Annotated in this window: 15 protein-coding genes; 9 read left to right on the top strand and 6 right to left on the bottom strand. The window is 49.2% G+C overall.

Annotated features, from left to right (window positions below; all coding sequences use genetic code 11):
• Positions 1-126: 126 nt before the first annotated feature.
• The 3 genes from H8B09_RS09840 to H8B09_RS09830 all read right to left on the bottom strand — a co-directional run bounded on the left by H8B09_RS09840 (position 127) and on the right by H8B09_RS09830 (position 4,093).
• Complete coding sequence (locus H8B09_RS09840; protein WP_191203323.1) at positions 127-2,535, bottom strand: ATP-binding protein; 2,409 nt, start codon at positions 2,533-2,535, stop codon at positions 127-129.
• A 64-nt stretch (positions 2,536-2,599) separates the two neighbouring features.
• Complete coding sequence (gene comX, locus H8B09_RS09835; RefSeq protein ID WP_191203322.1) at positions 2,600-2,773, bottom strand: competence pheromone ComX; 174 nt, start codon at positions 2,771-2,773, stop codon at positions 2,600-2,602.
• A gap of 753 nt (positions 2,774-3,526) precedes the next feature.
• The gene (locus tag H8B09_RS09830; protein WP_191203321.1) at positions 3,527-4,093 is read right to left on the bottom strand and encodes a manganese efflux pump MntP; all 567 of its coding nucleotides are present in this window, start codon (positions 4,091-4,093) and stop codon (positions 3,527-3,529) included.
• A gap of 138 nt (positions 4,094-4,231) precedes the next feature.
• On the opposite strand from H8B09_RS09830, the gene H8B09_RS09825 reads away from it, so the two are divergent.
• The 6 genes from H8B09_RS09825 (at position 4,232) to pqqE (ending at position 7,939) form a co-directional block, all read left to right on the top strand.
• On the top strand, positions 4,232-4,696 hold the full coding sequence (locus H8B09_RS09825; RefSeq protein ID WP_191203320.1) for a WGxxGxxG family protein: 465 nt from the start codon (positions 4,232-4,234) through the stop codon (positions 4,694-4,696).
• Between the two features lie 147 nt (positions 4,697-4,843).
• Positions 4,844-4,915: a pyrroloquinoline quinone precursor peptide PqqA gene (locus H8B09_RS31420; protein ID WP_502572611.1), complete on the top strand. Its 72-nt coding sequence runs from the start codon at positions 4,844-4,846 to the stop codon at positions 4,913-4,915.
• A gap of 50 nt (positions 4,916-4,965) precedes the next feature.
• Positions 4,966-5,886: a pyrroloquinoline quinone biosynthesis protein PqqB gene (gene pqqB / locus H8B09_RS09820; protein ID WP_191203319.1), complete on the top strand. Its 921-nt coding sequence runs from the start codon at positions 4,966-4,968 to the stop codon at positions 5,884-5,886.
• Positions 5,887-6,600 (top strand): pyrroloquinoline-quinone synthase PqqC, encoded by a 714-nt coding sequence (pqqC, locus tag H8B09_RS09815; protein WP_191203318.1) that lies wholly within the window; start codon positions 5,887-5,889, stop codon positions 6,598-6,600.
• Positions 6,597-6,875 (top strand): pyrroloquinoline quinone biosynthesis peptide chaperone PqqD, encoded by a 279-nt coding sequence (gene pqqD / locus H8B09_RS09810; protein WP_191203317.1) that lies wholly within the window; start codon positions 6,597-6,599, stop codon positions 6,873-6,875. The genes pqqC and pqqD overlap by 4 nt, the downstream gene beginning before the upstream one ends.
• Complete coding sequence (gene pqqE / locus H8B09_RS09805; protein ID WP_191203316.1) at positions 6,866-7,939, top strand: pyrroloquinoline quinone biosynthesis protein PqqE; 1,074 nt, start codon at positions 6,866-6,868, stop codon at positions 7,937-7,939. The genes pqqD and pqqE overlap by 10 nt, the downstream gene beginning before the upstream one ends.
• Here pqqE and H8B09_RS09800 read toward each other — a convergent pair.
• The 3 genes from H8B09_RS09800 to H8B09_RS09790 form a co-directional block, all read right to left on the bottom strand.
• Positions 7,924-9,036, bottom strand: a complete 1,113-nt coding sequence (locus H8B09_RS09800) for a carboxypeptidase-like regulatory domain-containing protein (protein ID WP_191203315.1) — start codon at positions 9,034-9,036, stop codon at positions 7,924-7,926. The two genes, pqqE and H8B09_RS09800, sit on opposite strands and share 16 nt — an antisense overlap.
• A 79-nt stretch (positions 9,037-9,115) precedes the next feature.
• On the bottom strand, positions 9,116-10,843 hold the full coding sequence (locus tag H8B09_RS09795; protein WP_191203314.1) for a pyrroloquinoline quinone-dependent dehydrogenase: 1,728 nt from the start codon (positions 10,841-10,843) through the stop codon (positions 9,116-9,118).
• A 212-nt stretch (positions 10,844-11,055) separates the two neighbouring features.
• Positions 11,056-11,304, bottom strand: coding sequence for a hypothetical protein (locus H8B09_RS09790; protein ID WP_191203313.1), 249 nt, complete (start codon positions 11,302-11,304; stop codon positions 11,056-11,058).
• 149 nt (positions 11,305-11,453) lie between these two features.
• Here H8B09_RS09790 and H8B09_RS09785 point away from each other — a divergent pair, with 149 nt between their 5' ends.
• From H8B09_RS09785 to H8B09_RS09775, 3 genes are all read left to right on the top strand, one after another.
• Positions 11,454-11,846 (top strand): cupredoxin domain-containing protein, encoded by a 393-nt coding sequence (locus tag H8B09_RS09785; RefSeq protein ID WP_191203312.1) that lies wholly within the window; start codon positions 11,454-11,456, stop codon positions 11,844-11,846.
• Positions 11,847-12,117: 271 nt separating this feature from the next.
• Positions 12,118-13,212, top strand: a complete 1,095-nt coding sequence (locus tag H8B09_RS09780) for a glycosyltransferase family 4 protein (RefSeq protein ID WP_191203311.1) — start codon at positions 12,118-12,120, stop codon at positions 13,210-13,212.
• Between the two features lie 10 nt (positions 13,213-13,222).
• On the top strand, positions 13,223-13,993 hold the full coding sequence (locus H8B09_RS09775; protein ID WP_191203310.1) for a YheC/YheD family protein: 771 nt from the start codon (positions 13,223-13,225) through the stop codon (positions 13,991-13,993).
• The last annotated feature ends 15 nt before the right edge of the window (positions 13,994-14,008 follow it).

The following is a 14,008-nucleotide window of genomic DNA, read 5'->3' as shown; positions in this document are numbered from 1 at the left end:
ACAGCATTTTGGGATTAATATAGCTATTTTTACAATGATAAGTTTATATAAAAAAATAAGAGCCTTTAGAATCGCTTCTAAGGCTCGTTGCGTGTTTTGAGAAACTGATTTGCAATCCCCATAGTACTATAAATCTGCGGAATGAGGGAATATCATTACCGGCTGTGTACGATTATCATTCATCCTCCTCACATTGTCCTTTTCAATATCCTGATCCTTGTCTTCAAGCGGCAGCGGCAATTGAATATCGATTTCTAATCCTTTGCCTGGCGCCGTACGCAGGACCGTCTCACCTTCTAGTCCGGACACCCTCTCCCGAATTCCAGCCAAACCCATATGGTCAAAGGACAACTGCAATCGATCCATCTCGATACCGATTCCATTATCTTTGTAACAATAACGGATGTTCTGCCCTTCGTAGTAGAGTTGCAAATGGACATGTGTCGCCTTCGAATGCTTCATCCCGTTACGCAGCAGTTCTTGCGTAATTCGATAGATCGCCAGCACATATTCGTCGCCCAGCTCCACGCGAAGATCTTGATGGTCGAACGTAATCGTGAAGTTCGCATTCAACTGCGCATAAGTACATAAATTCTCTATGGCTTGGATTACCCCCATCTCCTTCAAGAACGGAGGCCGAAGCTCATTGCAAGTTTCTCGGATTTGGTGGATGACATCGAGTAATCCTTCACTTATCTCATTCAATTGCGAACGGATATTCTCCGGCAGCTCCGCTTCGTCGCTCACGATCATCTCCAGCTTGCGATACCATACCAATTGATCCTGAAGAGCAGAGTCATGAAGGTCGCTGGCAAGCTTACGTCTTTCTTGCTCCGATAATCGGAACAGCAGGCGAAGGACCCACGGTGGGGCCTCTTCTCTCTTTAGATCAAGATCTTGTACAAGTCCCTCGATGAGCTGAAGGTTCTGGTACACGAATCCGACATGGGTGATAAGCGTGCGCAGCCACATCTTCTCGTCATGATTAAATTCCGTATGATTGACTTTGTCGCTGATCCATATCAGATGCTGCGTTCCGCTGCCCTGCCCGATCTTATAACAGATCCCTTTCGTTAGCTTCAGCTCTTGCCCGACTCTTGCACTCGACCAATTACGATGCAGCTGCAAATATAACTCCTTGAATGGGACGTTTCCGTACGCTCGTTTTAACGTTATCTCTTGATCTTCATTGCGGCATTCAATAAATCCAACCGAATCAATCGGCAGCAATTCAAGCAGTTCCTTCAGTACACATTCTTCTAGTTCGCTTACCTTCTTCACTTCAGATATTCGATCTGAGAAGCTTTCCAAACTCTGCTCGAATCTGTGTGCACCTTTAATGACTATGTTACGAAACTTGCGATCTAATGCTTCTATAGCATACAAGAAAAGAATACTTGAAACGTAAATGACTAGAAACATCCGTCCCCACGCAACGGGGCTAATCGATGTACCGATGAAGGCAAGACTCACCCCACCCATGAATAGTAGGGTCGGCAAGATGGCAAGGATCAAATAATACCGCAGCCTACTTATGATAAACTCGATATCGAATAATTGATTAGAGACAACAAGATATAAGTAAGTTAATGGCAAAAATAAAAAAGACAATACCGCTATGCCGCCGTTCACAAAAGGCGTTCCCATTAACAATATGGGCAAAAGTGTTAAAGCAATGAATGGGAAAAATGAAGCGATATTGCCGATCATCATATACTTCATTAAAGCTTGTTGGGATGACTTACGATACCTGACATACATCCGGAATTGAATAAGCATTGCGAGTAGAGTCCCAGTGATAAATATAATAAGCCCTTGATATTTAATAAATAACGGTGCAATTCGATTTCCAGTGTGAACGAGAATGTAGAATAAATAAAAGATATTCCACATCCCAATCGTCCCATATCCAATCGTAACAATTCGTTTATTAATGATAACAATTCCCATATTGCTAAAGTAACTACTTACAAAATGAATAAACAATATGGGAGATAATGTCAGTGTGAGCTCAAAAACGATAGCCGAGAATAAATCCCCGACTGTATTTCCGTATGCTGCCAAATATCCAAGGGATATTGACATTAGAAAAAATATTAATAATGAAGCTGAGTCGTCATATGGCTTCTTGTAGGCAATAAACGAAGAGAAAGATAGCATCAATACGAATAAAGCCATTGGAATAATGGATTGGTTCCACAGAATCGGACTCTTGGACATATCTGAGAAATCGAATTCTAACAGACTACCAGATCTCATGACGGTAATGTTAGTCGCAGTATTAATTTCGTAATGATCCTTTAGGTTCTTTTCTTCAATCGGTTGATGATCAACATTCGTTACAATATCTCCTAGCTGAATTCCTTGCTGAGCGGCCCATGCTTTGCTGTCCAAAGCGGATACAACCCACTTGCCATTGGATTCGTCTAATTGAACAGCAATGTATGGGATGCTAAAATATAGCATGGTCAGCCAGCCTGTAATAATAAGCGTGATCAATAGAAATACCCAATTTCTATATTTCGTGTTAATCAATGGTCCTAAACTCCTTAAAAAACCGGCTACAATTTTAGTGTGCCGGTTTAATCTTTCTTTATTATTAGAGCCAGTAGAAAGCACGAACTTGCTCTTTTGCAGTCTCCTGGCCTTTGAAGATGTCCAGCATCGCCTGCTGTTGTTTACTATTAATACCCGCCAATGCTACATCGCCTTGTACAAATTGAGTCATCATTCCGGAGTTCTGCTTCAATTGAGCAATCGCTTCTTTAAGCACCGTCATTACCACCTTTTATATAAAATGTATATTCTTTTGCTTGTCCCAAGTATAACACTGGAATCATGCTGCTGCATCGCAATACGGATTGCGGTGTTCCGCAATGTCTATTGCGGGTTGGAGCTAAATACCTAATCTACACAACATAATAGGATAAGATTGTATTTGAGTCTATGTCTATAGGTAAGCGTTTACATGAATATCCGCAATTGTCCCGCACACTTCCACCACTAGGACTGCGTACAATGCCTGCTTCTTATTATCCTACTTCCATCTGCCTATTCGATTGACAAAAATTACACATTCAAAACTATGAATAAAGCATTAATTGAACAGGCTGCCGGACAATTTCCGACAGCCTGCTTTTGCTAAACTATAGGTAATTGTTAGTGAATAATAAGGGATGCCATATTTCCCGCGTGTGCTATTGGGCGGCTTTAACACCACGAATAATAGCCTGCTCCAAAACCACTGCAGCCACCGTTCCTACCGCGGTTACAGCATCATTGCCGAGAAGGTGACTAGTGCCCGACCAGAATGCCAGGAATATCAGTGATGCCTCTAAGCGCACCGTGCGCGCCATCGATCAATACATCGGAACTCGGACCGATCGGCTGAGTCAGAATGCGCTTGTCGCAATTAATTCGTTTTTTTCATGTTGCACGATTTTCGAGATCGAAGAAACGATAAACTTTCGCCTTATATCTACCTTCTTAATGAAACCCACTCCTGTCTGAACGTCCCCTTCCACATTCAGCTTGGGTTATACAGTAAGGCAATGTTCTCGAGTAACATCCAGACGCCCATAAGTCCAAGCGCGATGCCTGACGCTTTCTCTGCCCATTCGCCTAGGTAAGGCTTGAATTTGGCGCCGAAAGTGACGCCGATCATAGTGAATGCGAACGATTGGGTAGCTATTAGTATGATAGTGAGCACGATCGGTGCTTGCATCAATCCGGCTGTAAAACCTACCGCGAGCTCGTCCAGGCTGATTCCGATCGCTACCGCTATTAATGGCCACACGTCCATCGACTGCTCAAACGCCGTATTATCATCCTCTTCCCGTTCGAAAAAAATAAAATAGATCGCCACTACCAACAACAACAGAGCGCCTATCACGGATATCGCGCCTTTGAAATAATGACCGAGCGCTCCCCCGATGATCATGCCGGCAATCGGCATGAGGGATTCGGCTGAAGCGAACACAAGCGCGGTTTTTAACTTGTACTTCGTCTCTTTTCTTAATCCCAACGAAGCAGAGACGACTAACGTATCGAAACCGAGTGACAGGGTTAAGATCCAGGCGAACAATGTTTCCAAGGCTATACCCCTTCCTACCGTCCTTAATTGCCAATATATTCAATAGGATATATCCATAGTACAAGCGTAGTATAGGATCGCCGCAATCGTGAAACCATAACGGAGGAAATAAATCATCCTCAAAGGCAGGTTAGGTTCATGAGAAGCAAAGTCTTATGCGGACTATGGGTCGCAGCTGTATGTCTAATGATGCTATCGGTTCCGGCTTTTGCCTATTCAGAAACGACGACAAACGGAGGAAACGGCGGGCTTGGCAACGGAATGGGAACAAGTACGCATGGCAGTCATGAAGGAATCTCCGCGAATCAATTTGGAACGGGGATGCACGTCCAGTCCTACAATGGAACGGCAAGCACGAGAGGTACGCACAACCACGAAGTCAGCATATACGGTACAGGAACGGGCAGTCAGTTCTTTAACGTAAACTCGAACGCGAGCGCTTCCGTCACGACGGAGCGCAATCTAGGGTACCATGCGCAATCGTACACGAACGACGGATATCGCGCGCTGGAGACGAACTCCTCAAGAGGCAAGGGATGGGGTTGGCTCGGATTGATCGGGCTTTTCGGGATTTTTAAACGTAATCCGCAACGCGATCGCTAAGAAGGTACATGCCTATGAATAACGATGCAGGTCACTCTCCGGGGATCGGATGGGGCTTTGCATCGTTTTTTTTACTTCTTGGACATTCTTATGCCGACATAGAATGAAACAGGTTATGCATCTCGTTTCAAGGAAGGAGGTGTGGTCATGTGGGTTAAGCCTGCTTTCAAGATCGTCGAGATTTGCGCAGAAGTGTCAGCTTATGCTTATCGCAAATGACCGTGCATTCCGTAGATATGTGGCATTCTCTTCTATAAAGGGGAGTATCGATGATTATTAAGTTGTTAGGATCGGCCGCGGGAGGCGGATTTCCGCAATGGAATTGCGCTTGTCCTAATTGCAGACGCGCGAGATCCGGCGACCCGTCCGCGCGCCCCCGGAGGAATGATTCGCTTGCCATAAGCCCGGACGGCTGCCGGTGGATTCTGTTGAACGCAAGCCCGGATGTCTGTCTTCAGACGGAAGAGAACGTCTGTCTCCATCCGGGCCCTTCTTTTCGCGGCTCCCCTATCCAAGCCATCCTGCTTACCGATGCGGAATTAGACCATACAACCGGACTCCTTGGGCTCCGGCAAGGCTCGTCCATCGATGTCTATGCGACGCAGCCTGTTCTCGGTGCGCTTGCGGATAGCTTTCCGGTCAGACGGATCGTTGAACCGTTCGCAAATTTTCTGTGGCACGAGACGAAGCCTGAGGAATCTTTCCCACTATTTGGGGGACAATTGTTGGTATGTCCGTTCGATTTGGGAAATAAGCCCCCTCGGTATATCAGCGCGGGTCCGCTTCGGGAAGTTACTGCGCAGCAGGAGCCTTGGAGCATCGGCTATCGCATAACGGACTTGAGAACCGGCGGAATCGCTGTCTACGCTCCGGGGATCGAGGCGTGGTCGCAGACGTTGGAGCGACATCTGGAAAGCGCTGATTGCATTTTCCTGGATGGAACGTTCTGGCTCAGCGAAGAGCTGCGCGAACTTGGCATATCGGAGCTGCGCGCTTCCGATATGGGCCACCTTCCCGTCGCCGGACCCGGAGGTAGCGCCGAGCTGTTCGCGCGTTTGCCGGCTCGCCGCAAGGTGTATGTTCACATCAATAATACGAACCCGATGCTGCTTGAAGATTCGCAGGAACGGCGTACGCTTACCGACCTCGGCATCGAAATCGGGTTCGACGGTATGGAGATGGAGGTTTAGATGTTGGAATCGTATTTGCTCTCGAACGAACAATTCACATCCCGCTTGCGCCAGGTGGGAGAGGAACGTTATCACGACAAGCATCCCTATCATATAGCCATGCACGAAGGCAAGCTTACCCCTGTTCAACTGCGGGCTTGGATCGCCAACCGGTTCTATTATCAAAAGAATATCCCGGTCAAAGACGCTCTAATCCTGTCCAAGCTGCCCTCCCGCGAAGATCGCCGAGAATGGATTCAGCGGATCATCGACCACGACGGCCGGGATGGCAGCGATGGCGGGATCGAAGCATGGATTCGATTGGGCGAAGCAGCAGGCATTCCGAGAGACGAAATGCTCGATGAACGCCACGTCCTTCCGGCCGTCCGGTTTGCCGTTGACGCATACGTCAACTTTTGCCGGTTGGAGCCCTGGCCTATCGCCGTCGCCTCCTCCCTGACCGAGCTATTCGCACCTACGCTTGTCTCTAAGCGAATCGGTGTTTTCGAGCAGTTGTATCCATGGATTCGTCCTGAAGGGCTCGCCTACTTTCAATCCCGGCTGACCCAAGCTCCGCGCGATGCTGATCATGGATTGAGCCTTGTTTTGCGCGAATGCAGGGATCGCAGAGAACAGGAACAGGCGATCGCTGCTTTGCAGTTCAAGTGTAATGTCCTCTGGGCCCTGCTTGACGCGTTAAGCTTGGCATTCCCCGTCGGAGATCACGACCGATGAGCGCCATGGCGTTGTCGGATCGGCCGAGGCTGCGCAGTCCGGGTCGAATGAAGTACGACAAAGCCCGGCAGTTGGAATTGCTGCTGCTGCCGGAGCGGGTCGTCGAGCTTAACGAGGCGGCGGGAGTCATTCTCCGGCTGTGCGACGGTCAGCGAACGATCGCGCAAATGATCGAGGAACTCGAGGCGAAATATGTTCAGACGGGCCTGGGGGACGATATCGTCGAATTCATTGCTTCGGCTGCGGAGAGGGGTTGGTTGGAGCTATGCAGCTAGTTTTGCCGTATGCCTTGACCGCGGAAGTTACGCATCGTTGTCCGCTTCACTGCCCCTACTGTTCCAATCCGATCGAGCTTCATCGCAGAGAGAATGAACTGTCGACGAATGAGTGGCTGAGCGTGCTGAAGCAAGCTGCCGATCTCGGGGTCGCGCAAGTTCATTTCACGGGCGGAGAACCGCTGCTGCGCCAGGATCTGGAGCTGCTCGTACGCTGCGCCAGGGAAGCGGAACTCTACGTTAATCTCATCACTAGCGGCATAGGGCTGACGGAAGAGCGCATCCGGCAGCTCTCGGATGCTGGGCTCGACAGCATTCAGCTCAGCGTACAGGCCGCATCCGCGAATCTTGCCGATTCAATCGCAGGTTTCCAAGCGCATGAATTGAAACGTCAAGCCGCACAGCGGATTCGCTCGAGTGGACTCCCTTTGCATATGAACGTCGTACTCCACCGGGCCAATCTACACCAGGTCGAAGAAATGATCGAGCTCTGTTTGGAATGGGGAGCACAGCGTCTTGAGTTGGCCAATGCCCAGTACTACGGCTGGGCATTGCGCAATGTCCAGCAGTTGCTGCCACGAAGGGAGCAGCTTCAAGAAGCCGAAGCCGCCTACTCTCGGGCGCTTGAGCGCTTCGGCAATCAAATCGAACTTCTATGGATCTTACCTGATTATTATGAAGATTTTCCGAAACCCTGCATGAACGGCTGGGGTAAGCTTTCGCTTACGGTAGCGCCTGACGGACGAGTATTGCCATGCACGGCTTCATCTGAAATTCGGAGCTTGTCATTCGAGAATGTGAAAGAACGCGATCTAGCATGGATATGGAATCATTCCCCTTCTTTTAACGCTTTTCGAGGCTACGATTGGATGCCGGAGCCTTGCCATAGCTGTGAGCGCCGCGAGGTAGATTATGGAGGATGCCGCTGTCAAGCTTTCCTGTTGACCGGCGACGCACGAGCGGCGGATCCCGTATGCAAGTGGTCCCCCCATCGATTCGCAATCACGGATCGGATCGGCTCAATCGATGATCATGCGCCTATCTATACCTACCGCGGCAGGTGACCAAGTCTTGGATCCTGGTCCCCTGGCTTAACCAAACCTATAGGCAGCTCGTCCCCGGCTCTTAGCACCTTGTCCTGCGCGATGAACTTCGTTAGTATGGTTTCGAAAAAAAGAGGATGTTTCTCCCATGTGGCCTTCGGCACCGTCAGAACGAACCGGCCTTGACGGTCGGGAATCGTCACAGAATAAGGCGTTCCAGGCGGGACATCGAGTCCGGCCAACAGGCCGTTGTACTTCGCTCCCGCCGAGGTCGTGCATACTAGATTAGGAGATTTGTCGTCAATTATTAAGCCTTCTTTGGGCAGGCGGATCTGAATGTCTACGCTCGTATCTCGGGGAAGAATAAAGACTTTGCCGTCCGGCAGCGTGTATCGGTGCGTGCCGACGATTACCGTAAGGTTCGTCTCCTCTTCCTCCGGCCAGTAATACATCTCGTATCTCCCATTTCGATCAGTCGGGGTTGACTTGGCGAAGCCTTCCCCGATTTCCCGGTCAATCCATACGATTGCGTCCTTCACCGGGCTGCCATTGGCATCCTCCACTTTGCCCGATATCCGATATTTATCTACTTGGAAAAAGGAAATCTTGTCGTTCTTCTCGATTATGAACCGAGCATATACTTTGACTCGGCTCGCGTCTGTCTCCGAAGTCGCTACCTTGGTTACCTCTATCGGATGGTAGACGCTTATCATTGAGGACGCCGATAGAATGGAATCGGCCATTTCGCTCTCTATCGGTTTGCCGGCGATCATGGCGTCTTGGACCGACACTACGCTCACGGGTTTGTAGGCAATGAGACTACGGTCGACGAGCAACTCGAAAGAGCCATCCTCCCGCGTCACGATGTTTCTTCCTTGCGGTCTAACTTGCAGAAGCGCATTAGCGACCGGTTGTTCGCCGTAAGTCAGTTTACCCTTGATGACAGTTAGGTGAGTGCCGTCGCTCTGCCACGACTTGGCGACAAATGACGTTTGGTCAAGCTCGATTCTGCCTCGAGGGACTTCCGCATGTGCGTTCGCCTCCGGATGAGAGGCTGTCCATAACCATAACACGGCTGCAGCGGCAAAGAGTACGAATAATCTCGCTTTGGTTATCAAGTAATAGGTCTCCTTTAAAATATTACAGCCAAGACAAGACGATACGCGTCCTGCCTTGGCCGCCGGGGTCGAAACTGAGTTATTGCGCGGAATGCGCTCCGCCTGTCTCGGCTGTGCCTGCCTTACCTTGCGTCTTGTTGCCACCTAGGCCGAACACATGCACCTTCGGTTTCGTTCCTCCCGTGGTGAAGACGATATACTCCTTATCGTCGACCGTAAAGATCGATGGGGCTGCCTGTACGTTATCCCCGGACGTCTGGAACGTCCAAATCACCTTACCCGCCTTGATATCGAGCGCATTAATTTTGCCGTCCAGCTCGCCGAAGAAAGCCAGTCCCGAATCCGTGCTCGTCAAGCCGCCGCGCTGCGCATCCGTCGTCTTGATCTGGTAAGCTTGCTTGCCGGTATCCACGTTGATCGCGGTAACCGTACCGTAACCTTTAACATTGGGGACCTCTTCCATCGCCGTGCCGAAAGCTGCCGCTCCGGGAAAATCCGGGGTAGCTGCTTCCGCTTCGGTTTTCGCCGATTTGTAAAGGGTAGGCGACTCGATGCCGGGAATCAAGACGTAATTCGTCGCCGGATCGTACGATTCAGGCGCATAGTTCTCCCCGCCGAGCACGCCCGGATAGCTGACCGTGCCTTCGGGCGTCGGTTTCTTTTTATCGATCTTGGCGAAAGGAATACCGTCCCAGACGACATCCCCCGTAGCGGCATCCCAGGCGAACCATAATCCGGACTTGCCCCCCTGTACGACAATCTTTTTCTTCTGTCCTTTTACTGTCGCATTGAGAATCATCGGTGATGCGGCTGCGTCATAATCCCACAAGTCATGGCTTACTTCCTGCTTAGCCCATACAATCTTACCGGTCATCGCGTTGACTGCTACGACCGAGTCGGTGTTCGGATTGTCTCCGGGACGGTTGGCACCGTAGAAATCCGGAGCCGGATTGCCCGTCGCGAAGTACATGATGTCGGTCTCTTCGTCGATTGCAACAGGATTCCACACCGTTCCTCCCCCTTGGAACTTGCTGTTCGCCAGCCAATCTTGGCCTTTAGGCGGCACAGTCCAGAACGGCGAATCCCAAGCCGGCGTCAAATCGCTTGCCTTGAACGCCGCTACGAAGCCTCGGACGCCGTTGTCGCTGCCGCTGCTTCCGATATAGACGTTGCCCTTGTAGTATTGGGGAGCAGTCGTCTCATAGTACCCGTTCTCGAGTGTAACCCCGTCTATATGGTCGCCAAGCTTGACCATTTTCACCAGCTTGCCGGTCTTCTGATCCAAGGAAATCAGCGAGTTGTCGACAGCCAACATAAACACTTTCCCTTCGCCTACCGCTACGCCGCGATTCGCGATAATCCCCGCTTTCGAGAAGCTGGCAGCTTGCTCGGCATCCGGCTTCCAATGCCAAATTGTATTCCCGGTCACGGCGTCAAGCGCGAACACCTGATTCCCAGCCGTCGTTATGTAGATGACCCCGTCGATGACAACTGGATACGACTGATTTCCGTTTTTGACATCTGCGTCGAGCGACTTCAAGTCCGTGGACCAGATGACGCCTAGATCTTTGACGTTATCGGCGGTGATCTCTTTGAAGGGGACGTGGCGATTATTGGCCAGAGAATAACCATAGGAGCCCCAATTTTGAAAGGAGGTGCCGGTGACACCGGTTTTGGATGGCGTTTCCGTCGTTTGTCCTGGCGTTGGAGAAGGTGTAACATTGTTTTTGTTATTGTTTCCGGAACAAGCACTAAGCACCAACAATGCAGCAACCGCCGCTCCGAATTTTGCATGCGTTTTTTTCACGGTTTAAACCTCCAAGGTGGATAAGTGTGAGGCTTCGTGATTCATAGAAAGACCAGCTTCACGAAATCTTCGTTAATTAAGGTATTTCCTAATTGGCTTAAATTATGTAAATGGTTGAAAGTCAAAAAGAGCCCTCGGACTTCCTATTAGGAAGCGAAGGGCTCTGGAGCATGCATTTCATGCATTTCATGCATTTCTGTTATTTAGGCTTGTTAAGATCGAATATCGTAATTAGTTGCATTCATGGTATCGATGGCGCTGGTCGTCTCCTTGTCATTCTGTATGTCGTAGAGCCTCCCGAGTTTCCAGCCGATTCCGACATTCACCACAGCCATCGCCCCGTATAAGATAACATCTCCCCAAGGCTCCGGAAGCAACAGATCGGCCAGGAGCCAACCGCCGGTCATCGAGATTCCCATCAACACGCCTTTCGTCGACGATTTCAAAACTAATTTAGCCATTCGCGCACCTCCGTTTGCAAGTTCCCTACACCGATTGTATGTTGGGGACAAGAGCGATTATGCCGTGAAAAAGGATGCTTTCCCTAGGATTAGTTCAGCAAGCAACGGGTATAATAACAGTGATTAATTTTAGGAGGAATCTACGCGACATGAAACAAAACTACACCAAGTTATATATGGTTCTCGCGCTGCTCACCCTCTTCGCACTTAGCGCATGCGGCAAATCGAACAACAATGAATCGAATACGCCATCTCCTTCAGCGCCGGAGGGGGGCGGGGCAACAAAAGAAATCACGGAAAATGCCGTAAACTGGTCGTTCAGCGAACCCGAGATCAAAGCTAATGTTGGCGATACGCTTAAACTCACCTTGAACAACCAAACGGGGGTTCACGGACTGCAGATTGAAGATCTTGGCGTGAATCTTAAGAACGGCGAAACCGCCACGATCAAATTGGACAAAGCCGGAACATACGAGTTTCACTGCAGCATTCAATGCGGTCAAGGCCATGACAATATGGTCGGACAGATTATAGTCGAATAGTTGCAGGCAATATGTCCGGCAATGGACTCTCGCTGGAACGAAGTGAGACTATCCTGTTATAAGAACAAAAAACACACGGCTGATACTTCCGTGTGTTTTTTGTTTCGGAAACCAAACCCGACTCCGATTCGGACACGTTGAACTCGCCCTCCATCAGCTGCGCAATATTGAGATGGATAGATGAACCCTATGTATACCCGTCTAACAACTAACTCCTTATCGTTGAATACCATATCCAAGCGGTCATATGCGAAAAGGAGATTCGAAGAACTTGAAACTACTAATCGTTGCACCGGAGCAAATTCCTGTTCCTCCTCCGTATGGAGGGTCGGTGGAAAATTGTATTTATCAAATAGCCAGGCAGATTAAAGGCAATCACGAGGTCACAATTGTAAGTCTGCACCGTAAGAGCCTACCTCGAACGACCAAGATAGGACACACGACGATTATTCGAGTGGACGGAGGATCCAGATCAACTTATTTACGCAATGCCATGCAGCGTGTCAAAGCCAATCGATATGACCTCATTCAAGTCGATAATCGCCCAAGCTTCATTCATACAGTAAAAAAGGCCTTCCCCACTACACCAATTTCTCTGTTTATGCACTCGATGACGTTTGTCTCCAGACCGATGACTACAACGCGTAAGGCAGCTTCCGATTTGAAAGGAGCAAGCCTGATTATAGGCAACAGCCAGTCGCTGAAACGTACGCTCAGCAGCAAATTCCCTGAACATAAACATAAAATCAAATTTGTGCATCTAGGTGTCGACCTGAACAAATTTCATCCTTCCCATAGTAAAGGTCACAAGCCTTTCCACGTCCTCTATGCCGGCAGACTCATTCCCCGCAAAGGCGTCCCAGTGCTAATGAAAGCCATCAAGATTGCACGCAAAAGCGATCCTTCCATTCGACTCTCCATAGCGGGAGGAACCGGGAATCCAACCTATAAAGGCTACCTAAGACGAACAGCAAGAGGTCTTGGAATACCGGTATCATTCAAGGGGAACCTTTCGCGCAGCCGAATGCCGGCTTTCTACCGCAGCGGCAACTGCTTTGTATGTCCTTCTCAGAAACACGAAGCATTTGGACTGGTGAACGTAGAAGCGATGGCTTCTGGTTTACCTGTCATTGCCTCCAGAAACGGCGGAATTCCAGAAATAGTTCAACACGGCCATAACGGCTTTCTTATCGGTGCATACGCTAAACCGGGAGCATTCGCATCTCAGATTATTAGACTTGCCAAAGATCCTGGATTGACGAGAAGACTTGCCAAACAAGCGAGAATAGATGCAGTCCATCGCTTTGGTTGGGGTCAAACTGCAGACAAACTCATACAGATTTATGAAGAACAGTTAAGGAGGTAGAGAATAACGTATGTCTGCACACGTTGGCAGTAAGTGGAGGAAAACCAATGCCCTCAAGAAAGATAAGCATGTTGTCCAGTACATTCCAGAGACGACCCGTATGAATAAGGCAAGTTTAAACAGCCTGTTACACAAATATGGAATGGTATATATTAAACCTGAACACGGAACTTATGGCAATGGCGTCATGCGGGTTGATAGACTTATGTCGGGCTATCGGTACCAACTAGATAAGAAAATCAATACCTTTGCTTCCTTCCCCGCAATGTATGCCTCGATCCATAAGGATACGAAGGGAAAACGTTACCTTGTGCAGAGAGGCATTAATCTTCTGAAGTTTAAAGGAAGGCGATTTGACCTTCGGGTGATGGTCCAGTTGTCGCCCAGCAAGCAGTGGGAGACGACAGGCATCATTGGGAGGCTGGCGAATAAGCGGAAGATTGTTACGAACTATCACAGCGGCGGAGAGATTGTGACAGCAGAACGACTGCTTGCACCACATACGAAGCTTGTGAGAAGCAAGTTGCAATCTCTTGCTAAGCTAGGCGTTCGAACAGGGCGTACGATGAATAAGTCATTCCCGCGTGTATATAAGATCGGACTGGATATTGCACTGGAAAAAGATTTTAAACCCTGGATTCTTGAAGTCAATACGAGTCCGGACCCTTATATTTTTCTCAAGCATCCGGATCGCAGTATATTCCGTAAAATCCAGCGTTATGAACGAGCGCATCATAAAAAATCTTCAAGCCGTTCAGTTCAAGATCCCCTTGTTCAATAATATTCAAATGGGCCG

Source organism: Paenibacillus terricola (assembly GCF_014779765.1).
Classification (GTDB): domain Bacteria; phylum Bacillota; class Bacilli; order Paenibacillales; family Paenibacillaceae; genus Paenibacillus_T; species Paenibacillus_T terricola.
Note: the sequence above shows the minus strand (reverse complement) of the source record. Positions and strands in the feature narration are given on the sequence as shown.